This window comes from Micrococcus sp. TCR-5 (genome assembly GCF_052220525.1).
Taxonomy (GTDB): Bacteria; Actinomycetota; Actinomycetes; order Actinomycetales; family Micrococcaceae; genus Micrococcus; species Micrococcus luteus.
In genome coordinates this window covers 39163-61480 of sequence record NZ_JBQPDO010000003.1, presented here as the reverse complement: position 1 = coordinate 61480, position 22318 = coordinate 39163, and the positions used below count along the sequence as shown (strand labels likewise).

Annotated in this window: 20 protein-coding genes and 1 tRNA gene; 18 read left to right on the top strand and 3 right to left on the bottom strand. The window is 74.1% G+C overall.

Annotated features, from left to right (window positions below; genetic code table 11):
* Nucleotides 1-3 precede the first annotated feature (3 nt).
* The 17 genes from ACTSKS_RS03020 (at nucleotide 4) to ilvA (ending at nucleotide 19259) form a co-directional block, all read left to right on the top strand.
* The gene (locus ACTSKS_RS03020; protein ID WP_036313325.1) at nucleotides 4-1602 is read left to right on the top strand and encodes an ABC transporter ATP-binding protein; all 1599 of its coding nucleotides are present in this window, start codon (nucleotides 4-6) and stop codon (nucleotides 1600-1602) included.
* Nucleotides 1599-3014, top strand: a complete 1416-nt coding sequence (locus ACTSKS_RS03015) for an ABC transporter permease (RefSeq protein ID WP_134416298.1) — start codon at nucleotides 1599-1601, stop codon at nucleotides 3012-3014. The genes ACTSKS_RS03020 and ACTSKS_RS03015 overlap by 4 nt, the downstream gene beginning before the upstream one ends.
* A complete protein-coding gene (locus ACTSKS_RS03010; RefSeq protein ID WP_095347466.1) occupies nucleotides 3011-4318 on the top strand; it encodes an ABC transporter permease in 1308 nt (435 codons plus the stop codon). Before ACTSKS_RS03015 ends, ACTSKS_RS03010 begins: the two co-directional genes overlap by 4 nt.
* Nucleotides 4319-4320: 2 nt before the next feature.
* On the top strand, nucleotides 4321-4752 hold the full coding sequence (locus ACTSKS_RS03005; RefSeq protein ID WP_095695390.1) for a cytidine deaminase: 432 nt from the start codon (nucleotides 4321-4323) through the stop codon (nucleotides 4750-4752).
* A 74-nt stretch (nucleotides 4753-4826) separates the two neighbouring features.
* On the top strand, nucleotides 4827-6161 hold the full coding sequence (locus tag ACTSKS_RS03000) for a thymidine phosphorylase (RefSeq protein ID WP_036384849.1): 1335 nt from the start codon (nucleotides 4827-4829) through the stop codon (nucleotides 6159-6161).
* A gap of 4 nt (nucleotides 6162-6165) precedes the next feature.
* Nucleotides 6166-6813 carry a DedA family protein gene (locus ACTSKS_RS02995; RefSeq protein WP_442927285.1) on the top strand — a complete coding sequence of 216 codons (648 nt, stop codon included), beginning with the start codon at nucleotides 6166-6168 and terminating at the stop codon, nucleotides 6811-6813.
* Nucleotides 6814-6837: 24 nt separating this feature from the next.
* Nucleotides 6838-8049, top strand: coding sequence for an adenosine deaminase (locus ACTSKS_RS02990; RefSeq protein WP_036336747.1), 1212 nt, complete (start codon nucleotides 6838-6840; stop codon nucleotides 8047-8049).
* Nucleotides 8050-8056: 7 nt separating this feature from the next.
* Nucleotides 8057-8863, top strand: coding sequence for a MazG nucleotide pyrophosphohydrolase domain-containing protein (locus ACTSKS_RS02985; RefSeq protein WP_163721448.1), 807 nt, complete (start codon nucleotides 8057-8059; stop codon nucleotides 8861-8863).
* A gap of 177 nt (nucleotides 8864-9040) precedes the next feature.
* Nucleotides 9041-10318, top strand: coding sequence for a phosphopyruvate hydratase (gene eno / locus ACTSKS_RS02980; RefSeq protein ID WP_095695393.1), 1278 nt, complete (start codon nucleotides 9041-9043; stop codon nucleotides 10316-10318).
* Between the two features lie 137 nt (nucleotides 10319-10455).
* Entirely contained in the window at nucleotides 10456-11274 is an 819-nt protein-coding gene (locus tag ACTSKS_RS02975; protein ID WP_095353413.1) for an FtsB family cell division protein, read from the top strand.
* A gap of 50 nt (nucleotides 11275-11324) precedes the next feature.
* Nucleotides 11325-12923 (top strand): DUF501 domain-containing protein, encoded by a 1599-nt coding sequence (locus tag ACTSKS_RS02970; RefSeq protein WP_036384971.1) that lies wholly within the window; start codon nucleotides 11325-11327, stop codon nucleotides 12921-12923.
* A 53-nt stretch (nucleotides 12924-12976) separates the two neighbouring features.
* Nucleotides 12977-14392, top strand: coding sequence for an NAD(P)/FAD-dependent oxidoreductase (locus ACTSKS_RS02965; RefSeq protein WP_036316342.1), 1416 nt, complete (start codon nucleotides 12977-12979; stop codon nucleotides 14390-14392).
* Nucleotides 14393-14483: 91 nt separating this feature from the next.
* Nucleotides 14484-14560 (top strand) — tRNA-Leu (locus ACTSKS_RS02960).
* A 185-nt stretch (nucleotides 14561-14745) separates the two neighbouring features.
* Nucleotides 14746-15621, top strand: a complete 876-nt coding sequence (locus ACTSKS_RS02955; RefSeq protein ID WP_036384970.1) for a Bax inhibitor-1/YccA family protein — start codon at nucleotides 14746-14748, stop codon at nucleotides 15619-15621.
* Between the two features lie 121 nt (nucleotides 15622-15742).
* Nucleotides 15743-16714: an aldose 1-epimerase family protein gene (locus tag ACTSKS_RS02950; RefSeq protein ID WP_134416306.1), complete on the top strand. Its 972-nt coding sequence runs from the start codon at nucleotides 15743-15745 to the stop codon at nucleotides 16712-16714.
* Nucleotides 16711-17928: an AI-2E family transporter gene (locus ACTSKS_RS02945; protein WP_134416308.1), complete on the top strand. Its 1218-nt coding sequence runs from the start codon at nucleotides 16711-16713 to the stop codon at nucleotides 17926-17928. The genes ACTSKS_RS02950 and ACTSKS_RS02945 overlap by 4 nt, the downstream gene beginning before the upstream one ends.
* Nucleotides 17928-19259 (top strand): threonine ammonia-lyase, encoded by a 1332-nt coding sequence (gene ilvA / locus ACTSKS_RS02940; protein WP_134416310.1) that lies wholly within the window; start codon nucleotides 17928-17930, stop codon nucleotides 19257-19259. The genes ACTSKS_RS02945 and ilvA overlap by 1 nt, the downstream gene beginning before the upstream one ends.
* 10 nt (nucleotides 19260-19269) lie before the next feature.
* On the opposite strand, the gene ACTSKS_RS02935 is transcribed toward ilvA, so the two are convergent.
* The 3 genes from ACTSKS_RS02935 to ACTSKS_RS02925 all read right to left on the bottom strand — a co-directional run bounded on the left by ACTSKS_RS02935 (nucleotide 19270) and on the right by ACTSKS_RS02925 (nucleotide 21203).
* Complete coding sequence (locus ACTSKS_RS02935; protein ID WP_134416312.1) at nucleotides 19270-19908, bottom strand: GPP34 family phosphoprotein; 639 nt, start codon at nucleotides 19906-19908, stop codon at nucleotides 19270-19272.
* 96 nt (nucleotides 19909-20004) lie between these two features.
* A complete protein-coding gene (greA, locus tag ACTSKS_RS02930) occupies nucleotides 20005-20499 on the bottom strand; it encodes a transcription elongation factor GreA (RefSeq protein WP_060973861.1) in 495 nt (164 codons plus the stop codon).
* 257 nt (nucleotides 20500-20756) lie between these two features.
* Nucleotides 20757-21203 carry a DUF4307 domain-containing protein gene (locus tag ACTSKS_RS02925; RefSeq protein WP_002856530.1) on the bottom strand — a complete coding sequence of 149 codons (447 nt, stop codon included), beginning with the start codon at nucleotides 21201-21203 and terminating at the stop codon, nucleotides 20757-20759.
* A gap of 115 nt (nucleotides 21204-21318) precedes the next feature.
* On the opposite strand from ACTSKS_RS02925, the gene mca reads away from it, so the two are divergent.
* Nucleotides 21319-22311 carry a mycothiol conjugate amidase Mca gene (gene mca, locus ACTSKS_RS02920; protein ID WP_134416314.1) on the top strand — a complete coding sequence of 331 codons (993 nt, stop codon included), beginning with the start codon at nucleotides 21319-21321 and terminating at the stop codon, nucleotides 22309-22311.
* The last annotated feature ends 7 nt before the right edge of the window (nucleotides 22312-22318 follow it).

Below are 22318 nucleotides of genomic sequence, written 5' to 3'. Positions count from 1 at the left end.
TCGATGAGGCTCGAACTGCGCGGGATCACCAAGCGCTTCGGCTCGTTCGCCGCGAACGAGGACGTGAACCTGACCGTGGAGTCGGGGCGGGTGCACACCCTCCTCGGCGAGAACGGCGCCGGCAAGTCCACCCTGATGAACGTCCTCTTCGGGCTCTACGAGCCCACCGAGGGGGAGATCCTGCTCGACGGCGAGCCCGTCCGGTTCTCCGGCCCCGGCGAGGCCATGCGCGCGGGCATCGGCATGGTGCACCAGCACTTCATGCTCGTGCCCGTCTTCACGGTGGCCGAGAACGTGGCCCTCGGCGACGAGCACACCCGCGCCCTGGGCGTGCTCGACCTCGAGGCCACCCGCCGGCGGATCCGGGAGATCTCCGCGCAGTACGGCTTCGACGTGGACCCGGACGCCGTCGTCGAGGACCTGCCCGTGGGCGTGCAGCAGCGCGTCGAGATCATCAAGGCCCTCGTCCGCGACGCGCGCATCCTCATCCTGGACGAGCCGACCGCCGTGCTCACCCCCCAGGAGACCGACGAGCTGCTCGGCATCATCCGGCAGCTGCGGGCGGACGGCACGGCGATCGTGTTCATCTCCCACAAGCTGCGCGAGGTCAAGGCCGTCTCGGACGACATCACCGTGCTGCGCCGCGGCCGCGTGGTCGGCACGGCGGAGCCCTCCGCCGAGGCCGCCGAGCTGGCCGCCCTCATGGTGGGCCGGAACGTCGTCCTCGAGCGGCGCAAGACGGCCCCGACCCTGGGGGAGGAGACGTTCCGCGTCGAGGACCTCTCCGTCGTCTCGCCCACGGGCCAGGTGCTGCTGGACGCCGTGTCCTTCGCCGTCCGCCAGGGCGAGGTCCTCGCCGTGGCCGGTGTGCAGGGCAACGGGCAGACCGAGCTGACCGAGGCGATCATGGGCCTGGTCAAGGCCACCGGCTCCGTCACCCTGGACGGCCGGGAGCTGATCGGCCGGTCCACCCGCCAGATCATCCGCGCCGGCGTCGGCTTCGTGCCCGAGGACCGCTCCACGGACGGGCTCGTCGGCCCGTTCTCCGTGGCGGAGAACATGGTGCTCAACCGGTACGACGTCGCCCCGGCCGGCAACGCCGTGCAGATGCGCCCCGCCGCGGTGCGGGCGCTCGCCGAGCGCCGCGTGGCCGAGTTCGACGTCCGCACCCAGGGCGTGGACCTGCCGGTCTCCTCCCTCTCGGGAGGCAACCAGCAGAAGGTCGTCATGGCCCGCGAACTCGTGGACGGGCTGCGCCTGTTCATCGCCTCGCAGCCCACGCGCGGCGTGGACGTCGGCTCGATCGAGTTCCTGCACGACCGGATCATCGCCGAGCGCGACGCCGGCACCCCCGTGCTGATCGTCTCCACCGAGCTGGACGAGGTCCTCGAGCTGGCGGACCGGATCGCCGTGATGTACCACGGGCGGATCGTCGGCATCGTGCCGGGGGACACCTCGCGCGAGACGCTCGGCCTCATGATGGCCGGCCAGACCCCCGACGACGCGGCCCTCGCCTCCGGCGCAGACGTCGCCGCGGGCACGCCCGGCACCGCCGGTGAGGCGCCCGCCGCCCACCCCACCACGGAAGGAGAGCGCCCGTGAGCACCGCCGCCCCGCAGCGCCCGGCCCCCGCGTCCGACGCGGCCGCCCGGCCCGCCCCCGCCGACTCCGCCCTGCGCCGGATCCTCTCGGGCAACGGCACGGTCACCGCCCTGGCGATCCTGCTGTCCCTGCTGATCTCCGGCCTGCTGATCATCGCCGTGGACGAGGACGTCCGCGACGCCGCCGGCTACTTCTTCGCCCGCCCGGGCGACCTGCTCTCCGCCGCCTGGGCCGCGTTCGCCGGAGCCTTCGCGGCCCTATTCCGCGGCGCCGTCTTCAACTACCGGGCCTCGGACGCGACGGGCATGCTCTACCCGCTCACCGAGACCCTCACCGTGGCGACCCCGCTGATCATCATCTCGCTGGGCATCGCCATCGCCTTCCGGGCGGGCCTGTTCAACATCGGCGGCCAGGGTCAGTTCATCTTCGGCGCCATGTTCGCCACGTGGTTCGGCGTGCACCTGCACCTGCCGGCCGGCGTGCACCTGCTGCTCGTCGTCGTGATGGGCGTGCTCGGCGGCGTGCTGTGGGGCTCCGTCGTCGGCGTGCTCAAGGCCTGGACGGGCGCGCACGAGGTGATCCTCACGATCATGCTCAACTACGTGGCGGTGAACCTGCTCGCCTACCTGTTGAACACCCCCGTCCTGCGGGCGCCCGGCACCACGAACCCGGTGTCCGCGCCGCTGGACCGCTCCGCCATGTTCCCGCGGCTGCTGGGGACCGACTTCCGGCTGCACTGGGGCTTCTTCGTCGCGCTGCTGGCCGTGCTCTTCACGTGGTGGCTGATGCAGCGCTCCACCCTCGGCTTCCGCCTGCGGGCCGTGGGCGCCAACCCGGACGCCGCCCGCACGGCCGGCATCTCCGTCAAGGGCTCCTACCTGGCCGCCATGGCGATCTCCGGCGGCCTGGCCGGCCTGGCCGGCGCCACCCACGTGGCCGGCACGGAGAGCACGCTGAACACCTCCGTGGCCGGGTCCTTCGGCTTCGACGCGATCACGGTGGCGCTGCTCGGCCGGTCCCACCCGGTGGGCGTGCTGTTCGCGGGCCTGCTCTTCGGCGCCCTGCGCGCCGGCGGCGTGACCATGCAGACCGAGACCGGGGTGCCGGTCGACATCGTCCTCGTGGTGCAGTCCGTGATCGTGCTGCTCATCGCGGCCCCGCCGCTGGTGCGCGCCATCTTCCGGCTGCCCGCCCCGGGCGCCGCGCGCGCCCGCCGCGCGGCCGACCCCGTGACCCAGCCCGCCGTGGCCGGCGCCGCGCTGACCGGCGCCGGCGGCCACGCCGCCGCCCCGTCCACGGGCGTCCAGGAGGCCGCGGCCGCCGCCGTCGCGGACCCGCAGGCTCCGACCACTGCACCCACGGACACGGCCCCGACCCACCGCCCGCACGAGCAGAAGGGGGACGCCCGATGAGCGCGACCGCCGCCCGGCCCCACGCCGACGTCGTCCGCCCCGAGGCCGCCGAGCCCGCCCGGGTCGTGGTCCGGCACTGGACCACCCCGATCGCCCTGACGATCCTGACCCTGCTGGCCCTGGCCGTCTTCGCCCTCGGCGCCCCCGAGGCGGCGGCGACCTTCCGACTCTCGAACGCGTCCGACGCCGTCGTGCTCCCGGACCTGACCGCCGACCCCGTGCTGGGGGGCTGGCTGCTCGTCGGGCTCATGGCGGTGCTGACCGCGGTGGCCTGGCTGGCGACCCTGCGCTCGGGGCGCACCCCCGGCTGGGCCGCGGCCCTGTTCGCCGTCGCCTTCGTGGCCGCGTTCCTCATCTGGGTGATCGGCTCGGCGGACAACACCACCGTGTTCCTCACCGGCCTGATCGCCGGCTCGTTCGCGCTGGCCGTCCCGCTGATCTTCGGCTCGATGGCCGGCATCCTGGCCGAGCGCTCGGGCGTGGTGAACATCGCGATCGAGGGTCAGCTGCTGGCGGGCGCGTTCACGGCCGCCGTCGTCGGCACCGCCACCGGCTCGCCCTGGGCGGGCCTGGCCGCCGCGATCGTGGCCGGCGTCCTCGTGTCCTGGCTGCTCGCCGTGTTCTCGATCAAGTACCTGGTCAACCAGGTGATCGTCGGCGTCGTGCTCAACGTGCTCGTGGCCGGCCTGACGAGCTTCCTGTACTCCACCGTCCTCACGGGCGGGGACACCGAGCTCAACGCGCCGCCGCACTTCCCGAACCTGCGGATCCCGGGCCTGGCGGACATCCCCGTGCTCGGGCCCATCCTGTTCAACCAGACGATCCTGGGCTACGCGATGTACCTGCTCGTCATCGCGCTATGGTTCGCCCTGTTCCGCACCCGCTGGGGCCTGCGCGTGCGCGCCGTGGGCGAGCACCCCAAGGCCGCGGACACCGTGGGCATCGACGTGAACCGCACGCGGTACGCCGCCGTCCTGCTGGGCGGCGCGGTGGCCGGCATGGGCGGGGCGTTCTTCACGCTCGTCTCCGCGTCGTCCTTCACCAAGGAGATGACGGCGGGCCAGGGCTTCATCGCGCTCGCGGCCGTGATCTTCGGCCGCTGGAACCCGATCGGCGCGTTCTTCGCGGCGCTGCTGTTCGGCTTCGCCACCAACATGCAGTACGTCCTGGCGATCCTCGGCACCCCGGTGCCGAGCCAGTTCATGGCGATGCTCCCGTACCTCGTCACGGTGTTCGCCGTGGCCGGCCTCGTGGGCCGCTCGCGCGGCCCGGCCGCCTCGGGCGTGCCGTACGTGAAGGAGTAGCCGTGGCGGACGGGCAGCACACGACGACGGCGCCGCGCGTGGACTGGGACCGGCTGCGGGCCGCGGCCCTGGCCGCCACGGAGCACGCCTACGTGCCCTACTCGGGGTTCCGGGTGGGCGCCGCCGCGCTCACCGACGACGGCCGCCTCGTCTCGGGCTGCAACATCGAGAACGCGTCCTACGGGCTGACCCTGTGCGCCGAGTGCGCGCTGCTGGCCGACCTGCGCATGGGCGGGGGCGGCCGACTGGCCGCGTTCGTGTGCGTGGACGGCGAGGGCGTGCTCACCATGCCCTGCGGGCGGTGCCGCCAGCTGCTGTACGAGTTCCGCGCCCCCGGGCTCGTGCTGCTCACCCCGGCGGGGGAGCGGGGGATCGACGCGGTGCTGCCGGACGCCTTCGGCCCGGCCGACCTGGAGCGGGCGGCCCGTCCCTGACCTGCGGCGCGCTCCCGGGCCCGCTCGCTAGAGTCGGAGGCTGACCGTCGCAGCCGTCCCCCGAGGAGACCCCCATGACCGCGCAGCCGCAGGCCGAGCCCTTCGACGCCGTCGAGGTGATCCGCACCAAGCGGGATCGGGGGACGCTGTCGCCCGAGCAGATCGACTGGGTGGTGGACGCGTACACCCGCGGCGTGGTGGCGGACGAGCAGATGTCCGCCCTGGCCATGGCGATCCTGCTCAACGGCATGGACCGCGCCGAGATCGCCCGCTGGACGGACGCGATGATCGCCTCGGGCGAGCGCATGGACTTCGGCGGGCTCACCACCCCGGACGGCCGCCCCCTGGCCACCGCGGACAAGCACTCCACCGGCGGCGTGGGGGACAAGATCACCCTGCCGCTGGCCCCCCTCGTGGCCTCCTTCGGGGTGGCGGTGCCGCAGCTGTCCGGCCGCGGCCTCGGGCACACCGGCGGCACCCTGGACAAGCTCGAGGCGATCCCCGGGTGGCGGGCCGACCTCAGCAACGAGGCGATGCTGCGCCAGCTCTCCGAGGTGGGCGCCGTGATCTGCGCCGCCGGCTCGGGCCTGGCCCCGGCGGACAAGCGCCTGTACGCCCTGCGCGACGTCACCGGCACGGTGGAGGCCATCCCGCTGATCGCCTCCTCGATCATGTCCAAGAAGATCGCCGAGGGCACCGGTGCCCTCGTGCTGGACGTCAAGTGCGGCTCGGGCGCCTTCATGAAGGATGAGGCGTCCGCCCGCGAACTGGCCCGGACCATGGTGGACCTCGGCCGCGACGCCGGGGTGGACACCTCGGCGCTGCTCACGGACATGTCCGTGCCCCTGGGCCGGACGGCCGGCAACGCCCTCGAGGTCCGCGAGTCGGTGGAGGTGCTCGCCGGCGGCGGCCCGGCCGACGTCGTGGAGCTCACCGTGGCGCTCGCCGCCGCGATGCTCGCCGGCGCCGGGGTCACGGACGTGGACCCGGCCGAGCACCTGGCCAACGGCCGGGCGATGGACGTGTGGAACCGGATGATCGAGGCCCAGGGCGGCGACCCCCGCGCGGCCCTCCCGACGGCGGCCCACACCGAGGACGTCGTCGCGGAGACGGACGGCGTCCTCAGCGAGCTGGACGCGATGGCCGTGGGCCTGGCCGCGTGGCGCCTCGGCGCCGGGCGGGAGCGGCAGGGCCAGGCCGTCCAGGCCGCGGCCGGCGTCGAGGTGCACGTGCGCCCCGGCGAGCGCGTGGCCCGGGGTCAGAAGGTGCTGACCCTGCACACGGACACGCCGGAGCGCTTCGAGCGGGCGAAGGCCGCGCTCGCCGGCGGCTGGGCCGTCGGCGAGCTCGACGACGACGCCGCCCGGACCCTGCGGGAGCGCTCCGTGATCCTGGACCGGATCGGCTGACCGGATGCTCGCGTGGCTCGAGGAGGCGATCCTCCACGCCTCCGCGCAGTGGTGGGTCCTGCCGCTGACGCTGCTGCTGTGCCTGTTCGACGGCATCGTGCCGATCTTCCCGTCGGAGTCGGTGCTGGTGGCCCTCGGCGCGATCGTCCGCGACGGGCACCCGTTCTCCCTGTGGGCGCTGTGGGGGGTCGGCTTCGCGGGCGCGTTCCTGGGGGACGTGGCCGCGTACGCGATTGGCCGTGCCGTGGGCGTGGAGCGGTTCCGGTGGATGCGGCTGCGGCGGGTGCGGGCCACGGTCGAGGTCGCCCGCCACCACCTGCACAGCCACGGCGCGCTGCTGCTGTTCACCGCCCGGTTCATCCCCGGCGGCCGCGTGGCCCTGAACCTCACCGCCGGCGCCACCCGCTACCCGCCGGTGCGGTTCGTGGCGCTGGACCTGCTCTCCACGGCCAGCTGGGCCGCGTACTCGATCATGATCGCGCGTCTGACCGCGGGCTGGCTGGAGAACCCGGTGCTGCAGATCGCCGTCTCCGTGACGGGTGCGGCGCTCGTGGGCCTGCTGCTGGACCGCCTGCTCAAGGCCCTGCTGCGCCGCCGGCTGGGCACCGGGGTGAAGGGCCTCACCCTGGCCGAGCAGGAGGCCCTGCGCTGAGCGCCCTGCCGTAGAGTGACGCCCGTGACGACGACGCAGCTTCCGGACACCGCATCCCCCTCCCCGCTCGAGGTCGACCTGGCCGTCCTGCCCAAGGTCTCCCTCCACGACCACCTCGACGGCGGCCTGCGCGTGGGCACCGTCCTCGACCTGGCCCGCGAGGCCGGCGTCGAGGTCCCCGCGGACACCGTCGAGGGCCTGGCCGAGTGGATCGCCGAGCACGCCAACGGCGAGTCCCTCGAGAAGTACCTGCAGGTCTTCGCCCTGACCACCGCCGTGATGCAGACCCGCGAGCAGCTGCGCCGCGTGGCCCGCGAGTTCGTCGAGGACCTGGTCGCCGACGGCGTCGTCTACGGCGAGATCCGCTGGGCCCCCGAGCAGCACCTGGCCGGCGGGCTGAGCCTGGACGAGGCGGTCGAGGCCGTGCAGGCCGGCCTGGACGAGGCGGTCGAGGCCGCCGACGCCGCGGGCCACGTGATCCGCGTGGGCCAGCTGGTCACCGCGATGCGGCACGCCGACCGGGCCCAGGAGATCGCCGAGCTGGCCGTGCGCCACCGCGAGGCCGGCGTCGTGGGCTTCGACATCGCGGGCGCCGAGGCCGGGTTCCCGCCCTCCCGCTTCGCCGACACCTTCACGTGGCTGGCCGCCCACCACCTGCCCGTCACCGTGCACGCAGGCGAGGGCGACGGGCTCGACTCCGTCCGCTCGGCCCTCGTGGACGGCCGCGCGCTGCGCCTGGGCCACGGCGTGCGCCTGGCCGAGGACATCTCGGTGGAGTACGGCGGCGTGGACGAGGACGGCGAGCAGCTGGACGAGCTGACCGGCCTCGTGGACCTGGGCGAGACCGCCGCGTGGGTGCGGGACCGGCAGATCGCCCTGGAGGTCTGCCCGTCCTCGAACCTGCAGACCGGCGCGGTGGACGCCGCGGCGGGCATCGCGGGCCATCCCATCGACCTGCTCGTGCAGCTCGGCTTCCGCGTCACCGTGAACACGGACAACCGGCTCGTCTCGGACGTGTCCCTGACCGACGAGCTCTACCTGCTCGCCGAGACCTTCGGCTACTCGCTCTCCGAGCTGCTGGACCTGCAGCTCAACGCTGCCGAGGCCGCCTTCCTGTCCGTGGACGAGCGCGAGGACCTCGCCGAGATCCTCGTGGCCGGCTGGGGCGAGGTCATTTCCGGCGACGCCGTCGGCCCGGTCCTCGAGGAGCTGGACGACGAGGACGAGGACGACTGATCCGTCCGTGAGCGCGAGTGTGGACCGTCTGGTGGCGGTGGTCGAGGCCCTGCGCGACCACTGCCCGTGGACGGCCGCGCTCACGCACGCCGACCTCGCCGAGTACCTCGTGGAGGAGGCGTACGAGGCGGTGGCGGAGGTCGAGTCCCGCGACGCCGCCGCGTGGGCCGACGTGCCCGCGCGTCGGGCCGACGGCGCGTACCCCGCCCTGGCCGCCGAGCTCGGGGACGTCCTGTTCCAGGTGGTGCTGCACGCCGCCGTCTCCCGGGAGCCGGGCGCCCCGGCGGAGACGGCCGGGTTCCGCCTGGACGACGCCGCCGACGCCCTCACCGCCAAGATGATCCGGCGCAACCCGCTCGTGCTCACTCCCGAGGGCGGCCTGCGCCCGGCCGAGGAGCTCGCCGCCGTCACGCCCGAGGCCGTCGAGCTGGCCTGGGAGCGGGTCAAGGCGCAGGAGCGGGCCGCCGCGGGGCTCTCGTCCGCCGCCCCGGCCCACGGCGACGGCGGCACCGGCCCGGGCCTCGACGTCGGCGACATCCCGGCCCGGCTGCCGGCGCTGGCCGCCGCCGCGAAGGTGGTCGACCGCGCGGCCCGGCAGGAGCCGGACCCGCTCGCGGCGCACGTCCCGGTGCCGGCCGCGGAGGCGGGGGAGCGTCCGGTGGCGGTGTGGCCGGACGAGACCGCGCTCGGGGCGGAGCTGTTCGCGCTGGTGTTCCGGGCCCGGGCGGCGGGGCTGGACCCCGAACGGGCCCTGCGCACCACGGTGGCGCGAGTGCGTGCGGGGGACTGGTCGGCGCTGCGTCCGTCCGGCTGACGCGACGCCGCGCCGGCCCGGCCGCCGCCCCGACCGCGCCCCAGCGACATCGCAGCCGGGGGGAACGGCGGTCTTGTCGCCGGCGCGCGGCCGACTGGAACCTGAGGTCCCCGCTAGGCTGAGGCCGTGTCCACGCCGCGGGCACGACTTCCGACTTCGATTGAAGGAGACCCGTCCATGGCCCTGATCGACGCCATCCACGCTCGCGAGATCCTCGACTCGCGCGGCAACCCCACCGTCGAGGTGGAGGTCCTGCTCACCGACGGCTCCCTGGGCCGCGCGGCCGTGCCCTCGGGCGCGTCCACCGGCGAGTTCGAGGCGGTCGAGCGCCGTGACGGGGACAAGAAGCGCTACGGCGGCAAGGGCGTGCTGGACGCCGTCGCCGCCGTCGAGGGCATCGCGGAGGAGCTCGAGGGCGAGTTCGCCGCGGACCAGCGCGCCGTGGACCGCGCGATGCGTGACCTGGACGGCACCCCCAACAAGGGCACGCTGGGCGCGAACGCGATCCTGGGCGTGTCCATGGCCGTCGCCGCGGCCGCCGCGCAGGCCTCCGACCTCATGCTCTACAAGTACCTGGGCGGCCCGAACGCCCACGTGCTGCCCGTGCCGATGATGAACATCCTCAACGGCGGCGCCCACGCGGACTCCAACGTGGACATCCAGGAGTTCATGATCGCCCCGATCGGCGCCCCGTCCTTCCGCGAGGCCCTGCGCTGGGGCACCGAGGTCTACCACGCCCTGAAGACCGTGCTGCAGGAGAAGGGCCTGTCCACCGGCCTGGGCGACGAGGGCGGGTTCGCCCCGTCCCTGGAGTCCAACCGCGCCGCCCTGGACCTCATCGCCGAGGCCGTGACGAAGGCCGGCTACCGCCTGGGCGAGGACATCGCGCTGGCGCTGGACGTCGCCTCCTCCGAGTTCTTCGACAAGGGCTCCTACACCTTCGAGGGCCAGCAGCGCTCCGCCGAGGAGATGGCCGCCTACTACACCGAGCTGGTGGACAACTACCCGATCGTCTCCATCGAGGACCCGCTCGACGAGGACGACTGGGACGGCTGGCAGCACCTGACCGCGCAGCTGGGCGATCGCGTCCAGCTGGTGGGCGACGACCTGTTCGTCACCAACGTGGAGCGGCTGCAGCGCGGCATCGACGAGAAGGCCGGCAACGCCCTGCTCGTGAAGGTCAACCAGATCGGCTCCCTGACCGAGACCTTCGACGCGATCGCCCTGGCCCAGCGCCACATGTTCCACTGCATGATCTCGCACCGCTCGGGCGAGACCGAGGACACGTTCATCGCGGACCTCGCGGTGGCCACCAACGCCGGCCAGATCAAGACCGGCGCCCCGGCCCGCTCGGACCGCGTGGCCAAGTACAACCAGCTGCTGCGCATCGAGGAGGACCTGGACGACGCCGCCGTCTACGCGGGCCGCTCCGCCTTCCCGCGCTTCCGCGGCTGACCGTCCCCGACGACGACGCGCGGGCCCGCCCGGATCCCTCCGGGCGGGCCCGCGTCCGTCCCGGGGGCGGCCAGGAGCCTGCCAGGGGCGGGCAGTAGGCTGGGAGGGTCCCCGCCACGCGTCCGAAGGAGTCCGCGATGAGTCCGCGCCGCCCCCGCGTGCCCCGTGTCGACCCGACGACGGGCGCCCCGCGCCGGACCGCCGTCGCGGCCCCGGCGGCCCCGACGACGGCCTTCCCGGAGGCGGACACGCCCACGCCGACCCCTGCGGCCCCCACGCCGGCGCCCGCGGCGACGGACGCCGAGGTCATCGACCTGCAGAGCGTCCAGGAGCGCCGCCAGGCCGGTCACCCCGGACACCTGGACGGGCACCCGGACGCGGACCGGGCCGACACGGCCCCCGCCGGGGACACCGCCGCCCCCGCGTCCCCGTCGGCACCCCCGCGCCGGACGGCTCCGGCCCGCCCGGCCGGGCGTCGGCCCCGGCCCGCCCCCCGCCGCGCCGCATCCGCCGCCGCCACGGCCGCCCGCCGTCGGGCCCCGCTGCCGGAGCCGGTGCCGGCCCGGCAGATCACGGGCCGCTCGCTCATCGTCGTCGCCGTGCTGCTGGTGGCCGCCGTCCTGGTGGCGCCCACGCTGCGCGCGTTCCTGAACCAGCAGCTGGAGATCTCGGCCGCGCGCGAGGAGATCGCCACCATGCAGGCCCAGCGCGAGGACTACGAACGGCGGATCCAGCTGTGGGACGATCCCGCCTACGTGACCCAGCAGGCGCGTGAGCGTCTCGAGCTGGTCATGCCGGGGGAGACCCTGTACTCCGTGACGGGGCGGCCCTCCGAGACCGACACCGCGACCGAGACCGAGGACACGCCCGCCGCCGGCGCGGACGAGGTCGTCAACACCCGCCTGCCGTGGGCCGAGGGCCTGTGGGACTCGGCCGTCCGCGCCGGGCTCGAGTGAACCCCGCGTCCCGCCCCCGCCCGCACCACCCCCGCACCCCCGAGGACACCATGACCGTCAGCCCCCGCCCCGCCCAGGACCGCACCGTCACCGGGCAGGACCTGGACACCCTGTCCCGCCAGCTCGGCCGCCCGGTCCGGGACGTCGTGGAGATCGGTGCCCGCTGCGTGTGCGGCAACCCCCTCGTGGCCACCACCGCGCCGCGGCTCTCCAACGGCATCCCGTTCCCCACGACCTTCTACCTGACGCACCCCGTGCTGACGGCGGCGGTCTCGCGCGTGGAGGCGGACGGGGAGATGGCGCGCATGAACGACCGCCTCGCCCAGGACCCCGCGCTCGCGGCCGCGCACCGCGCGGCGCACGAGGCCTACATCGCCGAGCGGGACCGGGTCGGGGCCGAGGCCGGCACGGGGCCCGTCCCGGAGATCGCCGGGGTCTCGGCCGGCGGCATGCCCGAGCGCGTGAAGTGCCTGCACGCCCTCGTGGGCCACGCGCTCGCGGCCGGGCCGGGGGTGAACCCGCTCGGTGACGAGGCGATCGCCCTGGTGGCCCCGTGGTGGACGCCCGAGGTCTGCGCGTGCGAGGGCGCGTGGGACGAGGCCGCGGCGGTGCCCACGAAGGACCTGTCCCGGCACGTGAGGCACCTCGAACGCGTCGCCGCGCTCAAGGAGGTCACGGTGGCCGGCGTGGACTGCGGCACGAACTCCATCCGCCTGCTGATCTCCCGGCCGGCCGGGACGGATGAGACCACCGGCGCCGTGGCCGACCCGACGGCGCCGCTGGCCGACGTCGTGCGCGAGATGCGCGTGGTGCGCCTGGGCGAGGGCGTGGACGCCACCGGCGCGTTCTCCGACGCCGCGCTGGAGCGCACCTTCGCGGCGGTGGACGAGTACGCCCGCCTGGTCCAGCGCCACCACGCCGGCCGGGTCCGGTTCGTGGCCACCTCCGCCAGCCGGGACGTCTCCAACCGGGCCGCGTTCGTCGACGGCGTCCGGGAGCGGCTCGGCGTCGAGCCGGAGGTCGTCTCGGGCGCCGAGGAGGCCGCCCTGTCCTTCGCGGGCGCCGTCTCCGCCGTCGAGACCGCGGACCTGGGCCCGGAGGACCTCGTGCTCGTCGTGGACCTCGGCGGCGGCTCCACCGAGCTGGTCGTCGGCACGCCTGCGGGCGAGGTCGTGGGCGCGGTCAGCCTGGACATGGGCTGCGTGCGGTTCACCGAGCGTCATCTGCGCTCCGACCCCCCGACGTCGGACGAGGTCGCCGCGGCCCGCGCGGACGCCCGCCGCCTCCTCGACGACGCCGCCGCCCGCCTGCCGCTGGAACGCGTGGCGCGCGTGGTCGGCGTGGCCGGCTCGGTGACCACCGTGACCGCCGAGGCCCTCGGGCTCAGCACGTACGAGCCCGAGGCCATCCACGGTGCGCGCCTGCCGATCGCCGAGTTCCGCGCGGCGGCGGAGGGCCTCGTGGCGGCGACCCGGGCCGAACGCGCCGAGCGGGGGTTCATGCACCCGGGACGGGTGGACGTGATCGGCGCGGGCGCGCTGCTGTGGAGCACCGTCCTGGAGCGGGTGGCCGAGGTCGCGGGCGTCACCGAGGCCTGGGCGAGCGAGCACGACATCCTGGACGGGATCGTGCTCTCGCTGCGGTCCTGACCACGACGGCGGAGAGTGGAGGGGCCGGGCCCGTGCGTGCGTAGACTGGCGGTATGTCTCTCACTCCTGAACTGTCTCCCAAGCCGCGCCTGCTGATCGTCGGCGGCGGCTACGCCGGGTTCCATGTCGCCCGCGAGCTGCAGAAGAAGGTCGCCGAGCGCGGCGGCGTCGTGACCGTCGTCGACCCCCGCCCGTACATGACGTACTACCCGTTCCTGCCCGAGGTCGTGGGCGGCCACATCGAGGGCCGCCACGTGAACGTGGACCTGCAGACGCACCTCAAGGACGCCGAGGTCGTCCGCGGCGCCGTCGTGTCCGTGGACCACGCCGGCCGCACCGCCGTGGTGCGCGGCGAGGGCGGCGACGAGTTCGAGATCCCGTACCAGGACATCGTGATGACCGCGGGCGCCGTGACCCGCGTGTTCCCCATCCCGGGTCTGGGCGAGCAGGGCATCGGTCTGCGCTCGGTCGAGGAGGCCGTCCAGCTGCGCAACCAGATCCTGGAGCGCCTGGACGCCGGTTCCCTGATGACGGACGCCGAGGAGCGCAAGCGTGCCCTGACCTTCGTGGTGGTGGGCGGCGGCTTCGCCGGGATCGAGGCCATCGCGGAGATGGAGAACCTCATCCGCAACGCCGTGGAGCGCAACGAGCGCCTCTCCCAGTCGGAGATCCGGATCGTCCTCGTCGAGGCCATGGGCCGCATCATGCCCGAGGTCTCCGAGGAGCAGGCCCAGGGCGTGGTGGAGCACCTGAAGGACCGCGGCATCGAGGTCCTGCTCAACACCTCGCTGGGCGACGCCACGGACGGCGTCATGAAGCTCGTGGCCATGCCCTCCAAGGAGGAGGCGGAGACCTTCGCGGCGGACACCCTCGTGTGGTGCGCCGGCGTGGTGGCCAACTCCGTGGTCAAGAGCACCGACTTCCCGGTGGACGACCGCGGCCGCGTGGAGGCCACCCCCACCCTGCAGATCAAGGACGGCGAGGCCGGCGCGCTCGAGGGTGCGTGGGCCTGCGGCGACGTCTCCGCCGTGCCGGACCTGACCGGGGCCGGCCCGGGCGGCTTCTGCGTCCCGAACGCCCAGCACGCCATCCGTCAGGCCAAGCGTCTGGCCGCCAACTACATGGCCGTGCGCCACGGCGAGGGCGAGGTGCAGGAGTACGTGCACAAGTCCCTGGGCACCGTGGCGGGGCTGGGCTTCGGCCGCGGCGTGGGCAACCCGCTGGGCACCAAGATCGCCGGCATCCCGGCGTTCCTGGCCCACCGCGGCTACCACGGCTACGCGATGCCCACCCTGGAGCGGAAGTTCCGCATCCTGTCCGGCTGGGTCGCCGAGACCCTGTTCGGCCGTGACTCCACCTCGGTGGCGGGCCTGGACACCCCGTTCAACCCGTTCCGCCGCGCCGCGGGCGTCGAGCTCGAGCCCGGCCGCTTCGAGCGGCAGCGGGCCCTCGAGTCCTCGAAGGGCTGATCCCGCAGCCAGCGGGCCGCCGGCCCCGTCCGAGCGCATCGGGCGGGGCCGGCGTCGTCCGCACCCGGGCCCGCGTCCACGGGCCCGCCACGCCCCCGTGGCCCAACTGGCAGAGGCGGCCGACTTAAAATCGGCGTGTTGCGGGTTCGAGTCCCGCCGGGGGCACCACGCGTCTCCCCGCGCGCCTCGCTTCTGCGCCCACCGTGAACAGCCGGTGAACCGGCGCGGATCCACGCTCCGACCCCGCGCGCGGATGCACGCGTCCCGATAGGATGGTGCGGGAACCCCGGGGCACGAACGCGGCTCACTGCGGCGGCGTGCGACCGGGCCGACTCGACCCGAAGGAGTGAGCCGTGGCGAATCCGGTCATGAACTCTCAGAACTTCCAGCAGCAGATGCAGGGCGGCGGACAGGCGCAGCCCGGTTGGTACCAGGGCGGGCAGCAGTCCGCGCAGTCCCCGTACGGCCAGCAGCAGAGCCCGTACGGCCAGGCCCAGGCGTTCGGCGCCGGCCAGGCGGCCCAGCAGTACGCGCACCAGCAGTCCATGGAGGACGCCTTCCGCGCGCCCTCCGCCGGCCCGGAGCAGACCGGCCGGATGACCTTCAACGACGTCGTCGGCAAGACCGGCCTGATGCTCGTGCTCGTCGTGGTGGCGGGCGCCGTGGGCTGGTTCTCGCCGGGCCTGATGATCATCGGCGCGATCGCCGGCCTCGTGCTGGGCCTGGTCAACGCGTTCAAGCGCGAGCCCTCGCCCGTGCTGATCATGGCCTACGCCGTGGCGCAGGGCCTGTTCCTGGGCGGCATCTCGGCGTTCTTCGAGGGCGCCTACCCGGGCATCGTGGTGCAGGCCGTGCTCGGCACCTTCTCCGTGTTCGCGGTGATGCTGGCGCTCTACACCTCGGGCAAGTTCCGCCCGACCCCGCGCATGACGAAGATCGTCATGGGCGCCATGATCGGCTACCTCGTCTTCATGCTCGTCAACCTGGTCCTCACCTGGACCGGCATCGGCAACATGCGTGAGGGCGGCCTGGGCCTGATCATCGGCGCGATCGCCGTGCTGCTCGCCGCGTACTCGCTGACCATGGACTTCGAGATGGCCGCCGTGGGCGTGAAGAACGGCGCCCCGCAGAAGTACTCCTGGTCCGTGGCCTTCGGCCTGACCGTGACCCTGATCTGGCTGTACATCGAGATCCTGCGCATCGTCGCCATCCTGCGCGGCAACGACTGACCGGCGCCCCGTCCCCGCACGGAGACCCGCACCGCCGCCCCGGTCCTGCACAGGGCCGGGGCGGTCTGCGTCCGCGAGGGCGTAGATTGAGGGGGTCCCTCGCCGCCACTCAGGAGGTCCCGTGACCGAGACCAGCGACCTGCCCGCCTTCGGGGCTCCGGACGCCACCGGCACCCAGCACCGCCTGCACCGCGGGTCCGCGGAGGCCGTCGTCGTCGGCCTGGCCGGTGCCCTGCGCAGGTACCGCGTGGCCGGCGTGGACCTCACCGAGCCGTACGGCCCGGACGTGGTCCCGCCCGCCGCCAACGGCATCCAGATGAGCCCGTGGCCGAACCGTGTCGCCGGCGCCCGCTGGATCCTGGACGGCGTCGAGCAGCGCCTGGACGTCACCGAACCCGCGCGCGGCCACGCCAGCCACGGCCTGCTGCGCAACACCCACTTCGTCACCGAGACGTTCTCCGCCCACGCGGTGACCCTGCGCGGTGAGATCCACCCCCAGCACGGCTGGCCGTTCCGGCTCACCCACCGCGTCACCTACGAGCTCGAGGCGGACGGCGGCCTCACCGTCACCGCCGAGGTGCAGAACCACACGGACGCCACCGTGCCCGTGGCGGTCGGCGCCCACCCGTTCCTGCGGATCGGGGACGTCCCGACGGCGGAGCTGAGCCTGCGCGTGCCCGCGGACGCCTGGATCCGCACGGGGGAGGACCTCATCCCCGTGGAGACCCTGCCGGTGGACGGCACGGACCTGGACTTCCGCCGCGGCCGGGCCGTGGGCGAGGCCGCCCTGGATGTGTGCCTCACCGGCCTGACCCCGGACGCCGACGGCCGGCACCGCCAGACCCTGCTCGCCGCGGACGGCCGCGCCGTGACCCTGTGGTCCGACCACGCGTTCGCCTACACCCACGTCTTCGTCACGGACCGGCTGCCCGGCCGTGACACGGCGCTCGCGGTGGAGCCGCTCACCGCTCCCGCGGACGCCCTGAATTCGGAGGAGGGCCTGCACCGGCTCGCCCCGCACGCCCGCTGGAGCGCCCAGTGGGGCCTGACCCCCCATGTCCCCGACCACCCACACGAGGAGGATCGCGCGTGAGCTCGACCCTGGCGGCCCAGACCAAGATCGACAAGGACGTGCCCTACGGGCTGACGGTGGCCGCGGCCTGGTCCTGGCGGCTGGTGGCCGTCGTCATCGGCATCGGCGTCGTGGTGTACCTGCTGGGCTTCGTGAGCCTCGTGGTGATCCCGATCCTCGTGGCCGCGCTGCTGGCCACCCTGCTGGCCCCGGTGTTCCAGGCGATGCGGCGCATCGGGGTGCCGGGCGTCGCGGCCGCCCTGCTGTGCGTGCTGCTGCTGGTCGTCGTCGTGGTGGGCCTCATGGGGCTCGCCGGTCAGCAGATCGTGCAGGGCTTCGCCGAACTGGGCGACCAGCTGGGCCAGGCCGTCGACGACGCGATCGCCTGGCTGGCCGGCGTGGGCGTGGAGATCCCCCGTTCCGGTGCCGGGCTGGAGGGCCTGTGGCAGACGCTGCGGGACAACTCCGCCACGGTCATGAACAGCGCCGTCTCGTTCGGCTCCACGGCCGTCAACATCGGTGCGGGCCTGTTCATCGCCCTGTTCTCCCTGATCTTCTTCCTCTACGACGGCGACCGCATCTGGCGCTTCCTGCTGATCTTCGTGCCGAAGGCGCACCGGGCCACCGTGGGCCGCGCGGGCCGCTCGGGCTGGCAGTCGCTCGGCTCCTACGTGCGGGTCCAGATCTTCGTGGCGTTCATCGACGCCGTCGGCATCGGCATCGGCGCCCTGATCCTCGGGGTGCCGCTGGCCATCCCGCTGGCCGTGCTCGTGTTCCTGGCCTCGTTCATCCCGATGATCGGCGCCACCCTGACCGGCGCGATGGCGGTGCTCGTGGCGCTGATGTCCAACGGCCTGGTCAACGCGCTGCTCATGCTGGGCGTGGTGCTGCTCGTGCAGCAGATCGAGTCGAACGTCCTGCAGCCGCTCGTGATGGGCAAGGCCGTCGCGCTGCATCCGCTGGCCGTGTTCCTGGCCGTCGCCGCCGGCTCCACCGTCCTCGGTCTGGCGGGCGCCGTGTTCGCCGTCCCGGTGCTGGCCTTCGTGAACAGCTTCGTCCGCGCCCTCACCGCCGACACCCCCGAGGAGCTCACGGAGCGGACGGACCACGCCCTCGAACCGGGCGGCGCGGAGGACGAGGCGGCCGGCTCCCACCGGTACCGCCCCTCGGCGCACGACGACGCCGCTCTCGCCTCCGAGGCCGACGCGGGCACCCGGCACGGGGACGACGCCTGATGGGCGCGACGCAGGCCACGGACACCCCGGACCGGGCCGTCCCGACGCCGTCGCCCCGGTGGGTGCGGCCTGCCAGCGGCCCGCCGGCCCCGGCGGCGCTGCCCGTCACGCTCGAGGAGATCGAGCGGGCGCGCGAGACGCTGCGCGGGATCGCCGAGCTCTCCCCGCTGCAGCACTCCCGGGCGCTCTCCCGGGCCGTGGGCACGGACGTGCACCTGAAGTGCGAGAACCTGCAGCGGGCCGGCTCGTTCAAGGTCCGCGGCGCCTACGTGCGGATGGCGCAGCTGAGCGAGGAGGAGCGCGGCCGCGGCGTCGTGGCCGCCTCGGCCGGCAACCACGCCCAGGGCGTCGCCCTCGCGGCCGCCAAGCTCGGCATCCGCGCCCGCATCTTCATGCCGCACGGCGTGGCCCTGCCCAAGCTGCAGGCCACCCGGGACCACGGCGCCGAGGTCGTCCTGCACGGCTCCACCGTGGACGAGTCCCTCGCCGAGGCGCAGCGGTGGGCCACGGAGACCGATGCCGTATTCATCCCGCCGTTCGACGACCCGGCCGTCATCGCGGGCCAGGGCACCGTCGGCCTCGAGATCCTCGACGTGCTGCCGGACGTGGACACCGTGATCATGGGCATCGGCGGCGGGGGGCTCATCGCCGGCACGGCCGTGGCCCTCAAGGAGGCCGCCCGGCGTCGTGGGCGCACGGTGCGCGTCATCGGCGTGCAGGCGGCCACCGCCGCCGCGTTCCCCGGCTCCCTCGAGGAGGGCCGCGTCCAGGTGCTGGAGAGCGTGTCCACCATCGCGGACGGCATCGCCGTCGGCAAGCCCGGGGCCCTGCCGCTGCGGATCGCCGCCGAGCTGGTGGACGCCGTCGTGACCGTCACGGACGACGAGATCGCCGCGGCCCTCGTCCACCTCCTCGAGCGCTCCAAGCTCGTGGTGGAGCCGGCGGGCGCCGTCGGGGTGGCCGCCCTGCTGGCGGGCCGCACGGCGGACCTGGGCTTCGAGCTCGGCACCACCGCCGTGATCCTCTCCGGCGGGAACATCGATCCGATGCTCATGCTGAAGTCCATCCAGGCCGGACTGTCGGCGGCGGGGCGCTACATGACCGTGCGCATCCCGCTGCGGGACCGCCCGGGCGAGCTGGCCACGATCTCACGGATCATCGCGGACACGGACGCCAACGTGGTGCGCGTGGACCACACCCGCGTCGGCCCGGAGCTGTCCATGGGCGGCGTGCACATCACGATCGACATGGAGACCCGCGGCGCCGACCACTCCGCCCAGGTCCTGGAGGCGCTGCGCGCGGCCGGCTACAGCCCGGCCCCGCTGCCCTGACCGGGCCGGCTCAGGCCGCGGAGCCGGCGGCGGCCGCGGTGACGGTGCCGCAGGTCCCGCCCACCGCGCGGCGCACGGCCTGGACCAGGAGGTCCTCGCGCGTCAGCGCCTCGATGCGGCGGACCATCTCGCGGCGGTCGTAGCGCTCGTGGGCGCCCGGCAGCAGGCGTCGGGCCAGGTTGAGGTGCTGCAGCACGCCGAGCAGGAGCACGTCCTCGTCGGAGGGCTCGGCCTCGTCCAGGACCACGGCGGTCAGGTGCGCGAGCAGCTCGGCGCGTTCGGTGCCCCGGGGGACGTGCCGGGTGGCCAGGAAGGCCTTGCGCTCGGTGAGGCGGCCGGTCTCGGTCAGATGGGCGACGACGGCCTTGCGCAGATCCGGCTTGCCGGCCGCCACGGTGGACACGAGCGGTCGGCCGGCCAGGGCGTCGACCTGTGCGAGGGAGGAGTCCAGGACGGGGTCGCCGGTGGTGCCGGCCGCGGTCACGAGCACGCGGGCCCGGTCCACGGGGACGTCCTCGAGGGTCACGATCCCGGCGGAGCGGTGGTCGGCCAGCGCGGCGGCCGCAAGGGCCACGCGGTGGTGGGAGGGGCTCTCGGAGAGCCCGTCCTCGCGGGTGAGCAGCAGGTGCGCCTTCTCGACGGTCAGCATGGGGCCAGAGTAGCAACGGGGGCGCGGTGGGACCCGGGACGGACGACGGCCGCGGCCCCTGGAGGGGACCGCGGCCGTCCTCGGAGCCGGGGTCGGTCAGCCGGAGTAGGGCTGGACGTCCTTGACCTCGACCTTGATGTCCTTGCCGTTCGGGGCGGTGTAGGAGACCTTGTCGCCCTTCTTGGCACCGTTGATGGCCTCGCCGAGCGGGGAGCGCTCGGAGTAGACCTCGAGCGACTCGTCGTCCGCGGCGATCTCGCGGTTGCCGAAGAGGAACGTCATCTCGTCGCCGGCGACGACGGCGGTCACCACGGTGCCCGGGTGCACGGCGCCGTCGTTCTCGGCGGCCTCGCCGACGCGGGCGGTCTCGAGCAGGTGCTTCAGCTCCGCGATGCGGCCCTCGTTCTTGGACTGCTCCTCGCGGGCGGCGTGGTAGCCGCCGTTCTCCTTGAGGTCGCCCTCATCGCGCGCGGCCTCGATGCGCTCGATGATCTCCTGGCGGCCGGGGCCGGAGATGTACTCGAGCTCCTTGGAGAGGCGGTCGTACGCCTCCTGGGTCAGCCACGGGGCGTCGGACTGGCTGGTGGTCATGCTCTGTTCCGCCTTTCTGTCTCGGGTGATGCGGAGTCCGGGGCGCGGCGCACCGCATCCGGTGCGCGATCCGCGTCCGGCGGACGCGCCCGCATGCGAAAGACCCCGCCGATCAGGAGGACGCGCGTGACCCGAGGGCTCCGTGCGACGCCTGCCTGACTCACCGGCGGGGCGGGAATGCTCCGACGAGTCTATCCGGGCGGCGTGCGTCACACCAAAGGCGGCCGCTACGCCGAGGGCGGAGCGGCCGGGAGGGCTCAGACCTTGCGGCAGGTCTCGACAACGCCGGAGTCGCCCCGCACCACGGTGCGCACGTCCACGGTGTAGCGCTGCTGCGCGTCCGAGGGGGAGTCCCGTCGGTCGGCCGGCAGGGTCTCCAGGCGGACGGTGCGGAAGCCGACGGGGGCGGCGTGGGAGTCGGTGACGAGCACATCGCACTCGGCCTGCACGCCCTCCGGGACCGAGGCCTGGAAGGTGACGGTCGCGTGGCCGTCGTCCTCGATGGTGAAGCCGACGTCCTTGTACTCGATGGCGCCCACGGACATGTTCAGGCCGATCCACACGGACAGCAGCACGGCCACGACCAGCCCGAGACCGCCGAGGCCCGCCCACAGCCGACGACGGCCCGGACGCGTGTGGTCCGTGCCGTACCGGTTGGCTAATGTGGGGTCCTGCGCGCGGACCGCGGGGGCGTGGTGAGACATCCCCTCCACCCTAGCCGCTGCCCGCCGCCGGAGGCCGATGACGACGTCGGCCTGGACCCCTCACGCCGCCGCCCCCGCGGCGGCCCTGCCATCCGGACAGGAGTGTGCGATCCCCGTGACCGATCAGACCCCCCAGGCCCAGCCCGCCGCAGGCACCGCCCTGCCGCCCTCCACCGGGCTGCGTCTCATGGCGGTGCACGCCCACCCGGACGACGAGTCCTCGAAGGGGGCCGGCACGATGGCCGCCTACGCGGCGGCCGGGGCCGAGGTCATGGTCGTCACGTGCACGGGCGGCGAGGCCGGCACCCTGCTCAACCCGTCGTTCGGGGACACCACCCGGGCCGACCGGGACATCGCGGCCGTGCGCCGCGAGGAGATGGCGGAGGCCGCGCGCATCCTCGGCATCCGGCACGCCTGGCTCGGCTTCCTCGACTCGGGCCTGCCCGAGGGGGATCCGCTGCCCGCCCTCCCGGCGAACTGCTTCGCCGAGGTCCCGCTCCAGGATGCGGCGGCCCCGCTGATCTCGCTCGTGCGCCGGTTCCGCCCGCACGTGCTCATCTCCTACGACGAGGTCGGCGGCTACCCGCACCCGGACCACCTGCAGGCCCACGCCGTGACGATGGAGGCGTACCGGGCTGCAGGCCTCGCCGACGAGTACCCCGAGGCCGGGCCCGCCTGGGAGGTCTCGAAGGTCTACTACGACTGCGGGTTCAACCCGCGGAAGTTCCGCACGATGGCCGCGGTGGCCGAGGCCGACGGCGAGGACGTGCCGTTCGCCCGACGCCTGATGATGTTCGATGCGATGGACGCGATGCGCGAGGTGCTGCGCCGCCGTGAAGCCGGGGAGGACGTGCCCGACCCGGAGGTCATCCCGCCGTGGGTCACCGCGGACCACGACGTCACCACGCAGGTGGACGTCACCGGCTTCCTCGACGAGCGCGACGCCGCCCTGCGGGCGCACCGCACGCAGATCGACCCCGACGGCATGTTCTTCGACGCCCCCCACGACCTGCAGCGGCGCGCCTGGCCGTGGGAGGACTTCGCGCTGATCGACTCGCGCGTGCCCTCCGAGCTGCCGGAGCACGACCTCTTCGCCGGCCTGCGCTGAGCCGCCC